17 protein-coding genes and 2 tRNA genes are annotated in these 19,106 nt (G+C 66.7%); 1 reads left to right on the forward strand and 18 read right to left on the reverse strand.

What is annotated here, in order from left to right; genetic code table 11:
- Window positions 1-251: 251 nt before the first annotated feature.
- The 5 genes from E3T28_RS13320 to E3T28_RS13340 form a co-directional block, all read right to left on the reverse strand.
- The gene (locus E3T28_RS13320; protein ID WP_134432172.1) at window positions 252-1,442 is read right to left on the reverse strand and encodes a tyrosine-type recombinase/integrase; all 1,191 of its coding nucleotides are present in this window, start codon (window positions 1,440-1,442) and stop codon (window positions 252-254) included.
- Window positions 1,442-1,738, reverse strand: a complete 297-nt coding sequence (locus E3T28_RS13325; protein WP_241979344.1) for a helix-turn-helix transcriptional regulator — start codon at window positions 1,736-1,738, stop codon at window positions 1,442-1,444. The genes E3T28_RS13320 and E3T28_RS13325 overlap by 1 nt, the downstream gene beginning before the upstream one ends.
- 111 nt (window positions 1,739-1,849) lie before the next feature.
- Window positions 1,850-1,923 (reverse strand) — tRNA-Ile (locus E3T28_RS13330).
- Between the two features lie 101 nt (window positions 1,924-2,024).
- The gene (locus E3T28_RS13335; protein ID WP_241979355.1) at window positions 2,025-3,263 is read right to left on the reverse strand and encodes a glycosyltransferase; all 1,239 of its coding nucleotides are present in this window, start codon (window positions 3,261-3,263) and stop codon (window positions 2,025-2,027) included.
- A gap of 191 nt (window positions 3,264-3,454) precedes the next feature.
- A complete protein-coding gene (locus E3T28_RS13340) occupies window positions 3,455-4,369 on the reverse strand; it encodes a DMT family transporter (protein ID WP_134432178.1) in 915 nt (304 codons plus the stop codon).
- A gap of 41 nt (window positions 4,370-4,410) precedes the next feature.
- Between E3T28_RS13340 and def the strand changes: the two genes are divergently transcribed.
- Window positions 4,411-4,977, forward strand: a complete 567-nt coding sequence (gene def, locus E3T28_RS13345) for a peptide deformylase (RefSeq protein ID WP_134432181.1) — start codon at window positions 4,411-4,413, stop codon at window positions 4,975-4,977.
- A 48-nt stretch (window positions 4,978-5,025) separates the two neighbouring features.
- Here the strand turns inward: def and E3T28_RS13350 are convergent, their stop codons facing one another.
- From E3T28_RS13350 to E3T28_RS13405, 13 genes are all read right to left on the reverse strand, one after another.
- Window positions 5,026-5,904, reverse strand: a complete 879-nt coding sequence (locus E3T28_RS13350) for a sensor histidine kinase (RefSeq protein ID WP_134432184.1) — start codon at window positions 5,902-5,904, stop codon at window positions 5,026-5,028.
- 88 nt (window positions 5,905-5,992) lie between these two features.
- Window positions 5,993-6,065, reverse strand: a tRNA-Asn gene (locus E3T28_RS13355).
- A 64-nt stretch (window positions 6,066-6,129) separates the two neighbouring features.
- Complete coding sequence (locus E3T28_RS13360; protein WP_134432187.1) at window positions 6,130-7,137, reverse strand: NAD(P)-dependent oxidoreductase; 1,008 nt, start codon at window positions 7,135-7,137, stop codon at window positions 6,130-6,132.
- The gene (locus E3T28_RS13365) at window positions 7,121-8,050 is read right to left on the reverse strand and encodes an ATP-binding cassette domain-containing protein (protein WP_134432190.1); all 930 of its coding nucleotides are present in this window, start codon (window positions 8,048-8,050) and stop codon (window positions 7,121-7,123) included. Before E3T28_RS13365 ends, E3T28_RS13360 begins: the two co-directional genes overlap by 17 nt.
- Window positions 8,051-8,054: 4 nt before the next feature.
- On the reverse strand, window positions 8,055-9,743 hold the full coding sequence (locus E3T28_RS13370; protein WP_134432192.1) for an ABC transporter ATP-binding protein: 1,689 nt from the start codon (window positions 9,741-9,743) through the stop codon (window positions 8,055-8,057).
- A complete protein-coding gene (locus E3T28_RS13375; RefSeq protein WP_134432194.1) occupies window positions 9,740-10,816 on the reverse strand; it encodes an ABC transporter permease in 1,077 nt (358 codons plus the stop codon). Before E3T28_RS13375 ends, E3T28_RS13370 begins: the two co-directional genes overlap by 4 nt.
- Window position 10,817: 1 nt before the next feature.
- A complete protein-coding gene (locus tag E3T28_RS13380) occupies window positions 10,818-11,906 on the reverse strand; it encodes an ABC transporter permease (RefSeq protein WP_134432196.1) in 1,089 nt (362 codons plus the stop codon).
- 134 nt (window positions 11,907-12,040) lie between these two features.
- Entirely contained in the window at window positions 12,041-13,678 is a 1,638-nt protein-coding gene (locus E3T28_RS13385; RefSeq protein WP_134432198.1) for an ABC transporter substrate-binding protein, read from the reverse strand.
- A gap of 197 nt (window positions 13,679-13,875) precedes the next feature.
- Window positions 13,876-15,744 carry a DNA primase gene (dnaG, locus tag E3T28_RS13390; protein WP_134432200.1) on the reverse strand — a complete coding sequence of 623 codons (1,869 nt, stop codon included), beginning with the start codon at window positions 15,742-15,744 and terminating at the stop codon, window positions 13,876-13,878.
- A gap of 97 nt (window positions 15,745-15,841) precedes the next feature.
- Window positions 15,842-17,092: a deoxyguanosinetriphosphate triphosphohydrolase gene (locus E3T28_RS13395; protein WP_174776779.1), complete on the reverse strand. Its 1,251-nt coding sequence runs from the start codon at window positions 17,090-17,092 to the stop codon at window positions 15,842-15,844.
- Window positions 17,085-18,257 (reverse strand): tRNA dihydrouridine synthase DusB, encoded by a 1,173-nt coding sequence (dusB, locus tag E3T28_RS13400; protein ID WP_134432204.1) that lies wholly within the window; start codon window positions 18,255-18,257, stop codon window positions 17,085-17,087. Before dusB ends, E3T28_RS13395 begins: the two co-directional genes overlap by 8 nt.
- Window positions 18,258-18,302: 45 nt before the next feature.
- On the reverse strand, window positions 18,303-18,428 hold the full coding sequence (locus tag E3T28_RS17580) for a hypothetical protein (RefSeq protein WP_255575484.1): 126 nt from the start codon (window positions 18,426-18,428) through the stop codon (window positions 18,303-18,305).
- The gene (locus E3T28_RS13405; RefSeq protein WP_134432206.1) at window positions 18,425-19,084 is read right to left on the reverse strand and encodes a DsbA family oxidoreductase; all 660 of its coding nucleotides are present in this window, start codon (window positions 19,082-19,084) and stop codon (window positions 18,425-18,427) included. The genes E3T28_RS17580 and E3T28_RS13405 overlap by 4 nt, the downstream gene beginning before the upstream one ends.
- Between the last annotated feature and the right edge of the window lie 22 nt (window positions 19,085-19,106).

The raw sequence follows: 19,106 nt of genomic DNA on the forward strand, positions 1-19,106 counted from the left end.
ATCGAGGTCATCGACGAGGCGGTGATCCTCCCCGAACTCGCCGCCGCCTAAACTAAAACAGCTGACCCGCACGGTGTTGAGAAACTCCACCACTCAGCGGGACGTGACCAACATCAGTAGCACGCCTATGGTGCATAACGGCACCGTCGATGATGCCAGGGGCCTCGCCTTTGAGCTCGATCAGGATCGTGTGGGTCTCAATCTCCCCGATGTTCTCGCCAGAGTATCGATGAGCCGGATGGCGCCGTCCCTCACTTCACGGGTGGCGCCAGCTGTTGCAGGACATCCGCCGGGCCGGACTTCACCGTGCGGTCGGGCTCGGCATAGTGTGCCTTGGTCGTCGAAGTCGAAGTGTGACCGAGCATGTCGGCTGCGGCCTGAATGCCGAGTTCCTTGGCAAGCAGCGTCGCCCCCGTGCGCCGAAAGGAGTGGGGCGTGATTTCCAGGCCCTCGAGGCCAGCGTTCAAGAGTATCCCCCGGAACGAGCGCCTCACGTTATACGGTGCGAGCGGTGTACCGACCCGCGAGAAGAAGAGCAGGTGCTCGGAGTCTTCCGGGTCGAGAAGCGCCAACCGCTGGCGAATCACGTCGGCCACGAACTGTGGCACAGCAATGACCCTGTTCGACTCGTGTGTTTTGGGATGTGCTTGGCGGTGCACGCCGGCGCCGTTATGCACCACAAGCGTGCCGCTGATGTTCACCCGTGGCGGATCGGCGTCCATGTCGACGTCGCACTGCCGAAGGGCAAGCGCCTCGCCGATGCGAGTAGCGGTACCGAGCATCACCTCGATGATGTCTCGAACCTGCCCGTCTGACCGCGGCCCCATCCGGCCCTCCCCCGTGCGCCATTCGCGTGCCGCGAGGCGGATAGCGGCTATCTGCTCCGTCGTGAGTGCCTTCGGGGCGTGAGAGGGCTTCTTCATGCGTGAGGCCTCCTTGATGGGATTTCGCGGAATGATCCCCCGCCGCACCGCGAATGCCAGGATCATCCCGAGGATCGTACGAGAGTGCTTTGCTCGCGTATACGACGTCTCGCGCTGCTTCTTCAAGAAGAGCTCGATGCGCCCGACGGTCACCTCGCGAACCGTGAAGTTCTCGAAAAAGGGCAGCACAAGCAAACGCAGTTGACGCTGGTAGGTGTCCTTTGTGCCTTGGGAACGGTCGACATCGTTCATCACGTCCTCCATCCAGGCGGCAGCGAGGAGGGGGAATGGTGAGCCAGCATGGAGTGAGTCGCCGACGTCCCCGGCATGCAACCGAGCCGCCAGGTCCGCTTTGAGGGCTGCCTGTGCGGCGTTACGGCTCGAGCTGGTCGCTGTCACCTTCCGCGTCTGACCGTCCCAGTCGCGGAAGCGGGTCACCGCACGGAAGACTCCAAGACTGACCTGTGTCGTCGTGATTGCGCCGAACGTACTGATCGGCAGTCGGGGTCGTCCAGCCATCAGTGCTCAACTCCACGACGACTGAGGGCTGACTCGGGCTCATGGAGCCCGTCCAGCCACCGCAGGACATCGGAGGCGCGGTAGCGAATCTCCCGGCCGACTCGAATGCCGGAGGGGCCGCGTCCGTCGGTACGGAGGTCATACATGGCCTGCACCTGAAGGCCGAGATATTCGGCGAGCTCGCTTGTCGTCAATACAGGCTCGAGACCGAGCCCCGTGAGTCTTTCAGTGTCCATAACCCGTAGGTGTTCGAGGTCACTCCAGACGATTCGAACCGGGTCGTGCACCTTCTTCACAAGCCACTGTAGAAGGTGAAAATTTTCGAATAAACGGTGAATAAACGGATAGTGCATCAAGTCTTGCCCTTTCGGTACAGACAAGAAACCCCGATCAGATCTAATTCACAGTAGGGCGGCTGGGACTTGAACCCAGGACCGACGGATTATGAGTCCGCTGCTCTAACCAGCTGAGCTACCGCCCCAATCGACGCGACTCCTCCGACGAGAGTGCGACTGATTCTGCGGTGATCGGATGGATCACCGGCTCCCACGATACAGGCACTCGAATGGCGACCGTGCCCGGCTACTCTGCGCCGCGGGTTCCCGCGTCGGACGTAACCGCGTCGATGACCGGCTCGCCGCGGTACAGGCACTCGAAGGTGTTCAGGGTGCGGTTGATGTCGTGCACACCGATCAGCCGCAGGGACTCATTCTTGAGCGCGTTCAGATCGTCGGGTGCGGCCGTCAGGACTGTCGTGAGCTTGTCGGCGAGGTCCTGTGCGTTGCCGGGCTCGAACAGATAGCCGTTCTGCCCGTCGTGCACGAGGTGCGGGAGTGCCATGGCGTTTGCGGCCACGATCGGCAGGCCGGATGCCATCGCCTCCATGGTTGCGATGCTCTGCAGCTCCGCAATCGACGGCATAGCGAACACGGTCGAGCGGGTGTAAGCGGCCGCCAGTTCAGCATCCGTCACATAACCGGCGAAAGTGACCCGGCGCGTGAGGCCGAGTGTCTGCGAAAGACTTTCCAGATTGCGCTTCTGGTCGCCGCCCCCGACGATCTCCACCTTCACATCGAGGTCGGGCGACAGCAGGGCCACGGCCTGCAGCAGCACGTCGATCTGTTTCTCGCCGGTCACACGGCCGACGAAGAGGATGCGGTTCTCGGTGCGGGGAGCGAAGCTCGGCGAGTAGTTCTGGGCGTTGAGGCCGCACGAGATCGCCAGCACACCCTCGAGCCCGGTGTAGCGCTCCAGGAACTCCGCGGCTCGGAGGGTGGGCGTGGTGACCGCTTCCGCCCGACCGTAGGTGCGCCTCGCTGCACGCCAGGCCGCCTTGATGAGGCGATCGTGCAGGCCCTTGGGAACCAAAGTGAATTCCAGCATGTTCTCCGGCATGAAGTGGTTCGTGCCGATGATGCGGATGCCCCGCTTCGCCGCCTCGATCGTGACGGCGCGGCCCACGTTGATGTGGGATTGGAAGTGCACGACATCCGGCTTCACCGTGTCGAGGATGCGCCGGGTTTCCCGCGGGATGAACCACGGCAGGGCGTAGCGCAACCAGTCATGGGGGTACCAGCGCCAGCTCTGCAGGCGGTGCACGACCATCGGCTGGCCTTCGTGCACCTCGGTCCAGGTGCCGTGCTTACGAGATGCGGACGGAGCCATGATGTGCACCTCGTGCCCGCGGGCCACCATCCCCGCAGCAAGACGCTCGGCAAACCGGGCAGCGCCATTCACGTCGGGCGCGAAGGTGTCTGCCGCAATCAGGATGCGCAGCGGCTTCTTCAACACCGGCTCGCTGCGAGTCGACTCGCTCGGCAAATCGGTCAAATCTGACAAAAGACACTGTCCCAACGTATGTGGGCCGGAGTTCGTCATCCGGCGAGAATTCAGGTTTTCGACGACGCGCACGCTGACGTGGTCTTCTAGAACCCTATTCTAAACCGGCGCTGCAACCGCCATACAGGGGCGGCGCGCCCATACAAACACCGAACGGAGCTCCCTTTGCTGCTTCAGTCGTCGGCGAGAGGGTGGTACCGGGCCAACAGGAAGACCCCCACGATCGCGATGACACCCGCGACAAGGAAGGCGACAGCCGCCCACGGCGGGGCCTGCTCGATCTCGCCCAAAACGACGATACCGATGCCGACGGCAATCAGCGGATCGATTACGGTGAGCCCGGCGATGACCAAGTCCGGTGGGCCAGACGCGTATGCGTTCTGCACGAAGTAGGCACCAAGGCCCGCCGCCAGCAGCAGCCCGATGACGCAGGTCAGAGTCAGCCACTCGAAGTTGCCGTTCTGGGTGCGGTTGATGACGACCTTGGCCAACGTGGCGACGAACCCGTAGAGCACCCCGGCGCCAACGATGTAGAACATCGCCTTGAACCGAGTGCGGAGCTTGAAGAAAGCGACGCCGAAGACCGACAACACGACACCGAGAACGATCAGGATCGTGATCAGGTTACCGTCGGTGACCGGTTTGTCCACCGCGGTGAATGCGGCCACCGTGACGAAGAGCGCCACTCCGCCGACGCACATCGCGATCGCGATCTTCGACGCGCGGTTGACGGGGACCCGGGTGATGCGGGAGTTCAGGATCGACGTGATCACCAGGGCGACGGCGCCGAGCGGTTGAACCATGATGATGGGCGCGAAAGCCAGGCTGGAGAGCTGGAACACGATCGCCAGTCCGAGCATGACCGTGCCGAAGACCCACGACGGCCGGCCGAGCAGCAGCATCAGCTGGCGCGGGTTGAGCCCGCCGGTAACCTCAGCCGTTTTGGCCTCGACTTTGGTCACGCCGCTGTGCTGAAATTGCGCCCCGAGCGACAGGAAGACCGCACCGACCAGAGCGAGCGGAATCCCGATGGCCTGACGGGGATCGATGGCGATTTCCGCAGCCAGGTCGGTCAAGTCGGGGTTCACTCAAGCCAGCCTATAGAGAATCAGGCCGTTATCCTTGCTGAATGGCCGTTCGCTCGATAGTTATTTCAGGAGATTCCGTTCTCCACTCCCCCGCCCTCCCCGTCACCGATTTCGGGAACGATCTGCATGAACTCGTGCAGGACATGTTCGAGACGATGGATGCCGCGCCCGGCGTCGGTCTGGCGGCCCCGCAGGTGGGTGTGCCGCTCAGACTCTTCACCTACAGCTTCCTCGACGACGACGACCACCTCTGGCGGGGCGTGGCCATCAATCCCGAACTCTGGATCACCCCGGTTCCCGCGGGCGAGGCCGACGAGGATGAGGACGTCGAGGGCTGTCTGTCCTACCCGGGCGAACGCTTTCCGCTGCTGCGCTCCCCCTCAGCAATCCTTCGCGCGGTGGACCTCGAACAGAAGCCCTTCGAAATTCGAGCCGACGATTGGCTGGCACGCATCTTCCAGCACGAATACGATCATCTCGACGGCACGCTGTACGTCGATCGCCTCGAGCACTTCTACGCCAAGATCGCCACCAAGGTGACCCGCAAGCGCGGCTGGGGCGTGCCCGGCCTCAGTTGGATACCCGGCGTCGACAACCTCGAAGACTGAACCGGCAGGACCGGCTGAACCGGCAGGACCCGCAGGCCCGGATCCGGGTCAGCCGCGGGTGAGGTCCACGCCGTGGATCCCGTTATGGAAGCGCAGCGACGGGAAGACGGCCGTGACCGTGAACCCCACACCGGGCACGGTCCCCGCGTTGAAGATGCCACCGAACATCTCGGTGCGCTCGCGCATGCGGGTGATTCCTGCCCCGGAGACGTTAGCACTGAGGGCCTTGAGATCATCGTCGATGGTGTATTTCGTGCGAGATTGGAAGTCGGCGGCGTCGGCGCTGTCCCGGCGAGCCGCAGCACGGATGCCGTCGTCGGCGACCACCAGCTGCAGCCCGTCCTGAGTCCACGTGAACGTGACCCGGGCCTCCGTGCCTCGGCCGCCGTGAGTGAGAGTGTTGGCCAGCGCGCCCTGCAGGATCCGGAAGACGGCCAGTTCGGCGCCCGGCTTGAGCGGGAACCGTTCGCCGGACTCGGTGAAGGCCACGGAGACGCCCGCGCCCTGCATGACCCGGAACAGGTCCCGCGCCGACTGCAGGTCCGGTTGCGCCGAACCGACGGATTCGCCCTCGCGCACGATCGTGAGGACACGGCGCATGTCGGCCAGGGCCACCCGACCGTCCTCGACCAGTGCCGTCGCCACGCGGACGGCGCTGGACGGGTCGCTCTCGGCCGTGTAGCGGGCACCCTCGGCGCGGGTGATCAGCCGGGCGACGGACAGCACGGCCACGTCCTGAAGCTCCCGGATGATGCCGAGGCGGCCCTCTTGTTCGGCGAGGGACAGTTGCAGGTCGATGCGCATCCGTTCGGCCGCGTTGCGATCGAACACCACACGCCGGGCCCGGAACAGGGTGACCAGCCACAGGGCCAGCAACACGACGACGAGCACGGCCAGAATTGTGCTCAGAGTGAGCCAGGACTCCACGGATGCCGCCTTTTCTCACTCCACGCCGCACGGAAACGAACGGGATACAAAAAAGGCCACCAGGGGTGGAGCCCTTGGTGGCCTTTCGCTCCCCGACTTGGACTCGAACCAAGAACCTGCGCATTAACAGTGCGCTGCTCTGCCAATTGAGCTATCGAGGAATACTGCTTGAGCAGCCCTACTACTTTATCAAAAGTTGGCGATCTGCCAAATCCACGGGGTCGATCAGTAGCCGATTCGTGGGTCGACGACCCCGACGAACCGCCCGTCTTCAAGGAAGGCACCCACATTCAGGCGAATCCGCTCAGCCAGGAGCGGCGCGGTCATCTCGGGCGTGTCGGCCGAATGAGGCGTGATCAGGCACCGCGGTTCGACCCAAAGCGGATGCCCCTGCGGCAGCGGTTCCGGATCGGTCACGTCAAGGGCCGCACCGGCGATGGACGCCGCGGCCAGCGCCGCCACGAGGGCGTCCGTGTCGACGAGCGGGCCCCGGGCGATGTTGACGAGCACGGCCTCGGGCCGCATCAGCTCGAATTCGGCCCGGCCGATCAGATGGCGGGTGCCGTCCGTGAGGGCTGCCGCCACCACGACGACGTCGCTGGTCGGGAGGACTCCTGGGAGGGCATCCGTCGCCACCGTGTGCTCGGCCCCGGACACCGGCTCGCTGCTGCGGCGCACGACGGTGATGTGGGTGCCGAAGGGCGCGAGCAGGCGGATCAGCTCGCGGGCGATCCCGCCGGCGCCGATCACGGTCACGTTGAGACCGTAGAGCGAGCGCCCCTCGGGCAGGGTGCTCCAGCGTGTGGAGCGCGCGCGCTTCGGCAACACGCGCAGCAACGCCAGGGTGAGCGTGAGGGCGTGTTCGGCGACGGGCTGCGCGTACGCGCCCTTCGCGCTGGTCCAGAGCAGGTCTGCGCGGTCCATGCCCGCCAGCACACCACTGAAGGCGTCCACCCCGGCCCAGGGAAGCTGCACCCAGCCGATCCCGGGATGGGCGTCGAGGGTGGCGCGCAGCTCGTCGGCGCGGCCGTAGTCGAGCCAGATCAGTCCCCGCGTTTCCCGGGTGAGCTCCGCCACGGTGCCCCCGGCGGCCTCGACGGCCTGGGCGAAGGCCGGCTCCGGCCGCGGCAGGATGGTGATCGGGCCGGGAACCGGAAGCCGGTCCGCCGACAGCGGGGTGACATCGTCGGCAAGCACGGCCTGGTGTTGAACGGATTCAATTTTCGATGACATCGTCCTCGAATTCACTTTCGTCGTCGTTCTCGTCGTCGTTCTCGTCGCCGTTCTCGTCGCCCGGCGTATCCCGTATCAGGGCCGCGGCCAGGCCGGCGACATACGGATGCCACGGGTCGTCGAACACCTCATCGATGGTGCCCAGCCCCACCAGCACTCCCTGGTGCAGCACGGCGATCCGATCCGCGACCCGTCGGAGCACGCTGAGGTCGGAGCTGATCACCAGCGCCGAGAAGGCCCGCTCGCGCTGAAGCTCCGCAATCAGATCGACCACGGCGTCCCGCACGGTGGCGTCGACGCCGGCCGTCGGCTCGTCCGCGATCAGGAGCGCAGGCCCGAACACGAGGGCCCGGGCCAGCGCCACCCGCTGGCGCTGCCCGTTGCTGAGCTCGTAGGGGAACTTGGTGAGCACCGACAGCGGCAGGCGCACCGCGTCGATCATGGTCGCCACCTGATCGTCGAGGTCCTGCCTGTTGTAGCGCCGGTCCCGGTCGAGCACTGGCTCGGCAACGATCTCCGCGACCGTCAGGGTCGAGGGCAAGGTGTCGGAGGCATCCTGAGGCAGGTGCCCGACCTCGAAGGTCAGCCGGGTCAGCTTGCGCCGACGGATGCCGCGGAGCCGGTACCCGAGCACCGTCGCCTCTCCCCCGGTGATTTCTGGTCGCACGTCGCCGGAGCCCCCGCCGCCGGAGCCGAACGCGGCACCCGAGAGCACCCGAGCCAGCGTGCTCTTGCCCGAACCGCTCTGCCCGAGCAGTCCGAGCACCTCGCCGGTCCTGATCTGGAGGGTGAGGCCGCGCACGGCCAGGAAGGCACCACTGGCGCCGTGGGCCGGATACTCGACCGTGAGGTCACTGGTGGAGACCGGACTGGTCGGACTGGTCGGACTGGTCGGTTCGGCGCCGCGGATCATGTGTCTATCCTGCCTCACGCAGCCGCCGCAGTCCCTCCCTGCGCAGGGCCTGCTCGGCCGGGTCAGGCACAGGCAATGAGGCGAGGAGCCGCTGAGTGTAGGGATCCTTTGGCGCGCCGAGCACCGCGACACTCGTGCCCTCCTCGACCAGTTTGCCGCGGTACAGCACCGCGATCCGGTCCGCGACGAGGTCGACGACGGCCAGGTCGTGGCTGATGAACAAGGACGCGAATCCGAACTCCCGCTGGAGCTCGGCGAACAGCTCCAGCACCCGCGCCTGCACCGAGACGTCGAGGGCGCTGGTGGGCTCGTCGGCGATCAGCAGCGGCGGTTCCAGGGCGAGCGCCCGTGCCAGACTGGCGCGCTGACGCTGGCCACCGCTCAGTTCGTGCGGGTAGCGGTCGGCGTAGGCGCGCGGCAGCTGCACGGCCTCGAGGAGCTCGTTGACCCGTGTCCGGGCATCGGCGGCGTTCTTCGCCCGCCCGTGCACCACCAGCGGTTCGGCCACGCAGTCGGCGATGGTGAGCAGGGGGTTGAAACTCGACGCCGGGTCTTGGAATACGAAACCGATGTCACTGCGGAACTTCTTGAACGCACGCTCCTTGAACCCGTTCATCTCGTGACCCATCACGGTCAGGGATCCGCCGGTCACCCGGGTCAGGCCGGCGATGGCCCGCCCGATCGTGGTCTTGCCCGAGCCGCTCTCCCCCACCAGACCGAGGACCTCGCCGGGCCGGATCAGGAAGCTCACCCCGTCGACGGCGGTGAAACCGGACCGGCCGAGCCTGCCGGGGTATTCGATCCGGAGCTGGTCGGCGACCACGACCGGGGCCTGCTCTTCCCAGTCGTCCGTGCGCGCCCGGGCGCGCTCGGCGGCGTGCACGACCCCCTGGCCCACGTGCGGCACGGCGGCGAGAAGCCTCTTGGTGTAGTCGTTCTGCGGCGAGCTGAAGAGCGTCTGGGCATCCGCCTCTTCGACGACCTTGCCCTGGTACATCACCGCGACCCGGTCGGCGAGGTCGGCGACGACGCCCATGTTGTGGGTGATCAGCACGATCGCCGTGCCGAATTCGTCACGGCAGCGTCGCAGCAGGTCCAGGATCTCCGCCTGCACGGTCACGTCGAGCGCCGTTGTCGGCTCGTCGGCGACAATCAGGCCGGGGTCGAGCACCAGGGCCATGGCGATCACCACCCTCTGCTTCTGACCGCCGGAGAACTGGTGCGGATAATAGTCGACGCGGGTCTCCGGGTCGGGAATGCCGACCCGCCCGAGGATCTCGATCGCCTTGGCCCGTGCTTCCTTGCGGCTGAACCGGCCATGCGCGCGGATGCCCTCCATGATCTGCCAGCCCACGGTGTAGACCGGGTTCAACGCCATGGACGGCTCCTGGAACACCATGGCCACGTCGGTGCCGCGCACCTGCCGCAACCGCGCGGTGCTGAGCGCGATGACGTTGCTCTCGCTCGAACCGTCCTTGCTGCTGAGAATGACGGCGCCCGAGGCGGTCGCCGTCTCCGGTAGTAGCCCCAGGATGGTCTTGGCGGTGACGGTCTTTCCGCTGCCGCTCTCGCCGACAATGGCGAGCACCTCGCCCGGTGCGACCCGCAGGGTCACACCGTCGACGGCCCGGACGGCCCCGGCATCCGTCGCGAAGGAGATGCCGAGGTCGGTGATGGTGAGCACGTCGGTCATGGTCGGTCCTCGAGTCCGTCGGTGGGATGGGTTGCGGCGCCTTCGCGCCCGCCGAGCCCGCCGGGACCGGCGACCAGGGTGCCGCCGGGAACGACCGAGGTCTGCGCGACGACGCCGGCCGTCTGGCCGACGGCGCGGCGACCGCGCAGCCGGGGATCGGCGAGGTCGTTCAGGCTTTCGCCGACCAGGGTGATGCCGAGCACCACCAGCACGATGGCGAGGCCGGGAAACAGTGACGTCCACCAAATGCCGCTGGTCACGTCCGAGAGGGCCTTGTTGAGGTCATAGCCCCACTCGGCGGCGGCCGTCGGTTCAATGCCGAACCCGAGGTAGCCGAGGCCCGCGAGGGTCAGGATGGCCTCCGACGAGTTCAGGGTCAGGATCAGCGGCAGGGTGCGGGTGGCGTTACGGAACACGTGCCGGAACATGATCCGGCCGCTGCCGGCACCCAGCACGCGGGCGGATTCCACGTAGGCCTCGGCCTTGATCCGCACCGTCTCGGCTCGGATCACCCGGAAGTACTGCGGGATGAAGACCACGGTGATCGAGATCGCCGCCGCGAGCACGCCGCCGATCAGGTTGGACTTGCCGCCGGAGATGACGATCGATATCACGATGGCCAGAAGCAGTGATGGGAACGCGTAGACGGCGTCGGAAACGACCACCGAGATGCGGTCGAGCCAGCCGCCGAAGTAGCCCGACACCAGGCCGAGGAACACCCCGGCGAAAATCGACAGCAGCACGGCCACGACGATCACGAACAGGGCGGTCTGGGCACCCCAGAGCACCCGGGAGAGCACGTCGTAACCGCCGACGGTGGTGCCGAGCGGATGCGCGCCGCCGGGCGGCTGCTGGGCCCCGAAGGCGCCGTCGGCGCCGCGCAGCTGGCTGAAGCCGTACGGCGCCAGCACGGGCGCGAAAATGGCGGTCAGCACGAACAGAGTGGTGATGGTCAGGCCGGCGATCAGCATCCCGCGCTGAAGTCCGATGCTCTGCCGGAGCTGGTGCACGATGGGGAGGCGGGACCAGGCGCTGCGTTTCTGCGCGGCGGGACTGCCGGTGGCGTCGCTCATGTCAGTACCTCACTCTCGGGTCGATCAGTGCGGCGATGATGTCCACGACGAAGTTGGACAGGGCCACGATCACGGCGAGCAGGGCGACGATCCCCTGCACGGCCACGAAGTCCCGGGCCCTGAGGAACTCGGAGAGGATGAATCCCAGCCCCTTCCATTCGAAGGTGGTTTCGGTCAGAACCGCGCCGCCGAGCAGCAGCGCGATCTGGAGGCCGATGACGGTGATGATCGGGATCAGGGCCGGCCGGTAGGCGTGCTTCCGCACGAGGCGGAATTCGCTCACCCCGCGCGAGCGGGCCGCATCGACGTAGTCGGTGCCGAGGGTTCCGATCACGTTGGTGCGCACGAGGCGGAGGAAGATCCCCGCGGTGAGCAGCCCAAGCGTCAGCGCGGGAAGCACGGCATGCTCGAGCACGTCTGCGAGCACGCCTGGGTCTCCGGTCATGATGGCGTCGATCGTGTAGAGGCCCGTCTTGTTCGGTAACAGCTGCATCTGCAGCTCGGAGCCGGTCGACGCCCGCCCGGACACGGGCAGCACGTCGAGGTACACGGCGAAGACGAGCTTGAACAGCAGCCCCGAGAAGAACACCGGGGTGGCGTAGCAGAGGATTGCGAAGACGCGCAGGAAGGCGTCAGCGGGCTTGTCCCGCCAGTAGGCGGCGACCATGCCCAGCGGGATCCCGACGATGAATGCCACGAGCAGGGCGTAGCAGACGAGCTCGAACGTGGCCACCCCGTAGGTGAGCAGGATCTCGGCGACCGGGCGGTTGGTGCTGATGGTCGTGCCGAAGTTGCCGGTGAAGACCTGGCCCAGATACTCGACGTACTGCACGAAGATGGGCCGGTCGTAACCGGCCGCCTGGATGCGCTCGGCCAGCTGCTCAGGTCCGAGGCGCCCGCCGAGTGCGGCCGTGATCGGGTCTCCGGTCGTGCGCATCAGCCAGAAGACCATGGAGACGAGGATGAAGATGGTGGGGAAGATCAGCAGGAAGCGGATCAGGATGTAGCGGCCGATCCCGCTTTCGGATGCCGGACGTTTCGTGCGACCCGTCGCGCGAGGCGACGGGGACCGCGTGGTCACAGTGGTCATTCCTGCCTAACGATTGGGCTGTGCGATTGGGCGTGCGATTGGCTAGACCACCGGAGCGGGACGGGGGCACCCAGCGCGCAAGCGTCTGGATGCCCCCGGGTTTCAAATTAGAGAAACTCTAACCGGTTGACGGACTAGCCCTTGGCCAGCGCCGCGTAGCGGAACTTGAACGACGCGTCGAGCGTGTCGCTGGTTCCTGTCACATCGGTGCCGGTGACGGCGACCTGGGCACCCTGGAGCAGCGGCACGGTCGACAGCTGCGCGGCGACCTTGTCCTGGATCTCCTCGATCATCGCGGTGCGCGCGTCGGGATCGGCCGTGACGGCCTGCTTGAGGATCAGGGCGTCGACCACCGTGTCGCTGTAGTGGTTCTTGAGGAATCCGCCTTCGAGGAAGAACGGGGTCAGGTAGTTGTCGGCGTCGGAGTAGTCCGGGAACCAACCCAGCTGGTACACGGGGTAGACATCCGTCGTGCGGTCCTTCGAGTACTGAACCCACTCGGTGGTCTGCAGGTTGACTTTGAAGAGTCCCGATGCTTCCAGCTGGTCCTTGACCAGGGCGTACTCGTCGCCCGACGACGGGCCGTAGTGGTCGTTGCTGTACTGCAGGTTCAGCTCGACCGGACCGGTCACGCCGGCGGCCTCGAGGGTTGCCGCCGCCTTGTCGGCGTCGGGGGCACCCTCTCCGTCGCCGTAGAGGCCCTTGAGGGACTCGGTGGCGCCGGTGAGTCCGGCCGGAACGTAGGAGTACACCGGGGTGTACGTGCCCTTGTAGACCTGCTCGGCGATTTCATCCCGGTCGACCAGGTCGGCCACGGCCTGGCGCACTGCGAGAGCCTTGGCCGGGTCGGCCTCGGCGGTCTTGGCGCCGAACGGCTGGGTGTCGAAGTTGAAGACGATGTAGCGGAGCTCGCCGCCGGGGCCATCGACGACCTTGACCTTGTCGTTGCCGCGCAAGTCCTCGATGTCGGTGGCCGACAGGCTGCGGAACGCGACGTCGATGTCACCCTGCTGTACTTCGAGCTTCAGGTTGGAGGCGTCGGCGTAGTACTTCACGTTGACGACGTCGGTCTTGGCGGCGCCGAGGAGACCCTGGTAGTCCGGGTTGGCCTTGTAGCCGACCAGGTTGTTGAAGTCGTAGCTGGTGATGACGTACTGGCCGGCGAACGCGTTCCCGTCGACGATGTCCTGGTCCGGCGTGAGCTCCGTCGCCGAGAAGGTGTCCTCGTCGACGATGGGGCCGGCCGGGCTTGACAGGATCTGCGGGAAGATCTGGTCGTCGGCCTGCTTGAGGGTGAAGACGACGGTCGTGTCATCGGGCGCCGCGACGCTGTCCAGGTTGTAAAGCAGCGAGGAGGGGCCGTTGTCGTCCGCGATCGCGAGCTGGCGGTCGAAGGTGAACTTGACGTCAGAGGAGGTGAGCTCGTTGCCGTTGGCCCACTTCAGACCTGGCTTGAGGGTGACCGTGTACTCCGTGGGGCTGGTGAACGAGGCCGCGGTGGCGATGTCGGGCTCGACGTCGGGGCTGCCGTAGGGGGTGTTCATCAGGAACGGGAAGACCTGGTTCTGAACGGCGAAGGAGCCGTTGTCGTAGGACCCGGCCGGGTCGAGCGACGTAATCTTGTCGGTCGTGCCGATCGTGATGGCTTCGCCACCGGTGCTGGTCTCGTCGTCGGTTCCGCCGGCGGAGCAGCCCGCCAGGGTCAACGCGGCGACCGCGACAACCGCAGCGGCGCTGAGCCCTCTCGCGCGTGAAGTGGATGAGAATGCCATAGCCGTGAGCCTCTTCCTCTAGAAAACCGATGCCGCGGCGCACGAATCATGCGCGCCGGCATTGCTGTAGGAACAGAACTAGCACAGAATTCCCGGCGCCCCGCCGCAATCCAGCCGGAATATGGCGCATCTATATCGAGCTGCAATCAACTTTATCGAGCTGCAATCAAGGAGGAGCCGGGCGGGACGAGGCGCGCTCACTCCTCTCTGAGGTTGCGGCGCTCGGCCTCGACCCGCACCAGCTCCCGCTGCAACGCAACGTAGACCTCGCGATTGGTCGCATCCGCACGCTGGAGCCGGCCGAGCAGCTCGGCCTTCTGACGCAGCAGGTCCCGGTCGATCAGGGCCACGGTGATGTCGCGCACGTAGCGTCCGATTTCGCGTTCGGAGCGTTCCGGCAGCGAGGCCATCGCCAGCTCCTTGACCAGGTTCTCCAACGAAGCCGGCACCTCGGTGACGATGCGGTCGAGCCAGTCGACGGCGTCGTGGTGCGGAACGCTGGCCGCGATGGCGTCGCGCACCACCGCCAGTGAGCTGTTCACGAAACTCGTCGCCGCGGCACGCTGGATCAGGTCCACCCCGACGACGGTCGGGCGCTGCAGCATGGCCATCAGGCCGTCGCGTTCCAGCCGGGTCACCGGGTCGGTCGCCAGGTCGATCATGGAGAACGGCTGCTCCCGCGCGGCCGGCTCGTCCTCCCCCGGCCGGGCACTCGGAGTGGTCGTTCCAGTGCTCCGGGAGCGGGACAGGGCCGCGGAGACTGCCTTGCCCACCTCGCCGAGCTCCATGCCGAGCATGCGTGCCAGCTCATGCGTGTAGCCGGGGCGCAGGGTCGGGTCGCGGATGTCGCCGACGATCGGAGCCGCGGCGCGAAGCGCGGCAACGCGACCCTCCACGGTGTCCAGGTTGTACTGGCCCAGCAGCTGCCGGATCATGAACTCGAACATGGGTTTTTTCGAGTCGATCAGCCGGCGCACGGCGTCGTCGCCGCGGTGCAGCCGCAGGTCGCAGGGGTCTAGCCCCTCGGGGGCGACGGCCACGTACGTCTGGGCGGAGAAACGCTGCTCCTCACTGAACGCACGCACGGCGGCCTTCTGGCCGGCGGCATCCGGGTCGAACGTGAACACGACCTCACCGACCCCGCTGTCGTCGCCGAGAACCCGGCGCAGCACCTTGATGTGGTCGACACCGAAGGATGTGCCGCAGGTGGCGACCGCGGTCGTCACCCCCGCGAGGTGGCAAGCCATGACGTCGGTGTAGCCCTCGACGACCACGACCTGGTGACCGCGGGAAATGTCGCGCTTGGCGAGGTCGAGACCGTAGAGGACCTGGGCCTTGTGGTAGATCGGCGTCTCGGGGGTGTTCAGATACTTGGGTCCCTTGTCGTCGTCGAGGAGCCGGCGCGCCCCGAAGCCGATGGTCTGCCCGGTGATGTCGCGGATCGGCCAGACCAGGCGTCCGCGGAAACGGTCGTACACCCCGCTCGCCCCTTCCCTGCTGGAGACCAGACCGGCGAGAGTGAGTTCATCGGTGGAGAATCCCTTGGCGCGCAGGTGGTTGGTGAGCTCGTCCCAGCTTTTCGGGGCGAAGCCGACCCCGAACCGGGTGGCCGCGAGGGAGTCGAAGCCGCGTTCGCCGAGGAAGGTGCGCCCGACCAGGGCGCCGGGGCTGCCGAGGCGCTCCACGAAGAAATCGGCCGCGGCCTGGTTGGCGGCGTACAGGCGGGCCCGATTGGTGTGGTCCGGAGCGTCGCCGGCGCCGCCCTCGTAGTGCAGTTCGACACCGGCCCGGCCGGCGAGCCGTTCGACGGCCTCGCTGAAGCTGACGTGGTCCATCTTTTGCAGGAAGGAGTAGACGTCGCCGCTCTCGCCGCAACCGAAGCAGTGGTAGAAACCGACCTGCGGGCGCACGTGGAAGCTCGGACTGCGTTCGTCGTGGAAGGGGCACAGCCCCTTCATCGACCCGACGCCGGCGGACTTGAGACTCACATAGTCACCGACGATGTCGGCGATGTTGGTACGGGCCTTGACTTCTTCGATGTCGTTTTGTCGAATCAGGCCTGCCATAGCTGAATGTTAGTCCTGCCCGTGTCGGTGTTCGGTGCGGTGCCATCGTTCTGTGCGGTGCTGTCGGAGCTGACCGTGCCGTCGTCCACGCTGATGGTCAGTGTTTCACCAGGCGCGTGTACCAGGCCAGCGCGGACTGGTCCGTGAGGCTGGCCACCTGGTCGACGACCACGCGTTTGCGGGCGGCGTCGTCGGTGGCCGCGTGCCAGTCTTCCCGGTACCCCGCGTCGAGGTGTTCGTCCCCGGTCGCGTGCAGCGTTCGCGCCAGCAGCGTGAGCACCTGCCTCTGCTCCACGTAGATGGGCTTTCGGGTCTGGCGCGTCATCACGAAGGTCGCCACGATCCCCTTGAGCACGGCGATCTCCGCCTCGACCTCCCGTGGTACGACCACGTGGGCACCGAAGCGGATCAGGTCTGCGCCCGGGCTGGCTTCGCGGGTGGCGCGCACGGCGGCACCGCTGAAACGGCCGATCAGTTGACTGGTCAGATTCTTCAGCAGGCCCTGGTCGTGGCGACTGCCCGACCAGGTCTCGAGCCAGGCGTTGAGCGAGTCGAGTCGGTCGAAGGCGTCGGCCAGGTCTTCCTCGGAGAGACCGTCGCCGGTCCATTCGGTCATCGTGGCCAGGAGCGACTCGTGGTTGGCCCGACTGCCGAGCTGGCCGACGTCGATGTAGCCGTTGACGACGGCGTCCTCGAAGTCGTGCACGGAATACGCGATGTCGTCGGAGAGGTCCATGACCTGGGCCTCGATGCTGAGCCGGCGCTCCGGGGCCCCGGAACGCATCCACTCGAATGCCTCCCGGTCATCCGGGTAGAAACCGTACTTGGCGCGGCCGCTCGGATCGGCGACCGACGACTCCGCCGGCCACGGGTACTTGCAGCTCGCATCGAGGCTCGCACGGGTGAGATTGAGCCCGTAGCTGCGGCCGTCGCGGCCGAAGACCTTGGGCTCGAGGCGGGTGAGCAGACGCAGTGTCTGCGCGTTGCCCTCGAAGCCGCCGATGTCCGCGGACCAGGTGTTGAGAGCCTTCTCGCCGTTGTGTCCGAAGGGCGGGTGGCCGATGTCGTGCGCCAGGCAGGCGGTGTCGACGATGTCCGGGTCGAGGCCCAGCCGCAGGGCCAACTCGCGCCCGACCTGGGCCACCTCGAGGGAATGGGTGAGTCGGTTGCGCGCGAAATCGAGGCCGGCGGCCGGGCTGAGCACCTGCGTCTTGGCGGCCAGCCGACGCAGCGCGCTCGAGTGCAGGAGTCGGGCGCGATCGCGCGCGAAATCGCTGCGCCGTGAGCCGTGCTCCTCCGGCAGCCAGCGTTCCTCGTCGTGCCTGCTGTATCCGGTCTCGTTAGCCACCGCTTGTGTCCCCTTCACCTTCGGTCAGATTGGCGCGCTCCGCCGACACGAGCTCCCGGGAGTCGAGCCAGTGTTCGGGCAGGGAGGTTTTCTTCGGGCTTCCGGCCCGCCCCCGGGGACCCTCCGCGCCCTCGCCGGGGTATTCCTGGTCTCCGTCGAGCGTGCCGAGAAGGTCGTCGAGCTGCGCGAGCGAGACGACGGAGGCCAGGCTCGCCCGCAGGTCTCCGCCGACCGGGTAGCCCTTGAAGTACCAGGCCACATGCTTGCGGATGTCCCGGCAGGCCCGCTCCTCACTCTCGAAGAACTCGGTCAATAGCACCGCATGGCGCCGGAAGGCGTCGGCAACCTGTCCCAGGTCGGGCTGGATCCTGGCGGCCGCCGCACCCGACTCGCCGCCACGGAAGGCCGCGGCGAGGTCGCCGAAAAGCCAGGGCCGGCCCAGGCAGCCGCGGCCGACGACGACGCCGTCGCAGCCGGTCTCCGCGACCATGCGCAGGGCGTCCTCGGCGGACCAGATGTCGCCGTTGCCGAGCACGGGCACGCTGGTGATGGTGTCCTTGAGGGTTGCGATGGCGGACCAGTCGGCCTGGCCGGAATAGTACTCGGCGGCCGTGCGGGCGTGCAGGGCGATGGCCGCGACACCGGCCCCCTCGGCCGCCTTGCCGGCCTCCAGATAGGTGAGGTGGTCGGAGTCGATCCCCTTGCGCATCTTCACGGTCACCGGAACGTTGCCGGCCGCGGTGACGGCCCCCTCGACGATCTGACGGAAGAGCCCGAGCTTCCAGGGCAGGGCCGCGCCACCGCCCTTGCGGGTGACCTTGGGAACCGGGCAGCCGAAGTTCAGGTCGATGTGGTCGGCTCGGTCCTCGGCCACGAGCAGGGTGACCGCTTCGGCCACGGTTTTCGGGTCCACGCCGTACAGCTGGATGGAGCGCGTCTTTTCGCTCTCGTGGTGGTTGATCAGGCGCATCGACTCCGTCGTGCGTTCGACCAGGGCACGGGAGGTGATCATCTCGCTGACGTAGAGGCCCGCGCCGTATTCCCGGCACAGTCGGCGGAACGCCGTGTTGGTGATCCCGGCCATGGGCGCGAGAACGACGGGCACGTCGAGCGTGAGCGGGCCGATCGTGAGGGGCGCCGGGCTGGTCTGGGGTGCGGAAGTCATCCGTTCAATTCTCTCCCACGCCGGGGCGCCCCGCTGACGACCCGGCTAGACGCCGCAGGAGCCGCCGCCGCAGCATCCGCCGGCGTCGGCTCGGCCGAGAAGTTTGATCGGGGGATGGGCCGGGGCCTCGACGGGGACGGTCGGGGTGGTGGTGTCGGGGGCGGTGCTCATGCGTTCTTCTCCTCGATTTTTTCGGTCTGTGCCTGGCGGAGGGCCTCGGCGAAGGTGTCCGGGTCCTGTGCACCTGAGATCCCGTATCTTCCGTCGATGACGAAGAAGGGCACCCCCTGGATTCCGTACGCGTTGGCCTGGGCGACGTCGGCCTTGACGTCCGGGAGGAAGTCGTGGGCGGTCAGGGCGCGGACGACGTCGTCGCGGTCCAAGCCGATTTCGGCGGCCAGGTCGGCGAGGTCTTCGATCCGGCCCACGTGGCGGCCGTCGACGAAGTAGGCCTTGAGCAGGCGTTCCTTCATGTCGAGCTGGCGGCCGTGCGCCTTCGCGTAGTGCAGCAGCTCGTGCGAGATGACGGTGTTGGTCTGGTGCACCGAGTCGTAGTCGTAGTGCAGCCCGACGTTCTCGGCAATGCCGGTGACGCGCTCGAGCATCAGCTCGACCTCCGCGACCGGCAGGCCTTTGCGTTGGCTCAGGTAATCGACGGGGCTGCCGTCGAAGTCGACCGGGGTATCCGGCGCGAGTTCGAAGCTGTGGTATTCGACCTCGACGTTTCCGTCGAACAGGGCCGCCCCGGCCTCGAATTTGCGCTTTCCGATGTAGCACCAGGGGCACTGCACGTCGGACCAGATGTCTACTTTGATGGTTTCACTCACTGTGGGACCAACCGACGGAGGG

This window comes from Cryobacterium sinapicolor, from assembly GCF_004403465.1.
In the GTDB taxonomy this organism is placed as follows: Bacteria; Actinomycetota; Actinomycetes; order Actinomycetales; family Microbacteriaceae; genus Cryobacterium; species Cryobacterium sinapicolor.

What these genes read in the sequence shown, in the direction of transcription:
- E3T28_RS13375 (WP_134432194.1), bottom strand. Translation starts at nt 10,816, where the DNA reads ATGAGCGACGCCACCGGCAGTCCCGCCGCGCAGAAACGCAGCGCCTGG.
- E3T28_RS13360 (WP_134432187.1), bottom strand. Translation starts at nt 7,137, where the DNA reads ATGTCATCGAAAATTGAATCCGTTCAACACCAGGCCGTGCTTGCCGAC.
- E3T28_RS13365 (WP_134432190.1), bottom strand. Translation starts at nt 8,050, where the DNA reads ATGATCCGCGGCGCCGAACCGACCAGTCCGACCAGTCCGACCAGTCCG.
- E3T28_RS13385 (WP_134432198.1), bottom strand. Translation starts at nt 13,678, where the DNA reads ATGGCATTCTCATCCACTTCACGCGCGAGAGGGCTCAGCGCCGCTGCG.
- E3T28_RS13370 (WP_134432192.1), bottom strand. Translation starts at nt 9,743, where the DNA reads ATGACCGACGTGCTCACCATCACCGACCTCGGCATCTCCTTCGCGACG.
- E3T28_RS17580 (WP_255575484.1), bottom strand. Translation starts at nt 18,428, where the DNA reads ATGAGCACCGCCCCCGACACCACCACCCCGACCGTCCCCGTCGAGGCC.
- E3T28_RS13320 (WP_134432172.1), bottom strand. Translation starts at nt 1,442, where the DNA reads ATGGCTGGACGACCCCGACTGCCGATCAGTACGTTCGGCGCAATCACG.
- E3T28_RS13380 (WP_134432196.1), bottom strand. Translation starts at nt 11,906, where the DNA reads ATGACCACTGTGACCACGCGGTCCCCGTCGCCTCGCGCGACGGGTCGC.
- dusB (WP_134432204.1), bottom strand. Translation starts at nt 18,257, where the DNA reads ATGACTTCCGCACCCCAGACCAGCCCGGCGCCCCTCACGATCGGCCCG.
- dnaG (WP_134432200.1), bottom strand. Translation starts at nt 15,744, where the DNA reads ATGGCAGGCCTGATTCGACAAAACGACATCGAAGAAGTCAAGGCCCGT.
- def (WP_134432181.1), top strand. Translation starts at nt 4,411, where the DNA reads ATGGCCGTTCGCTCGATAGTTATTTCAGGAGATTCCGTTCTCCACTCC.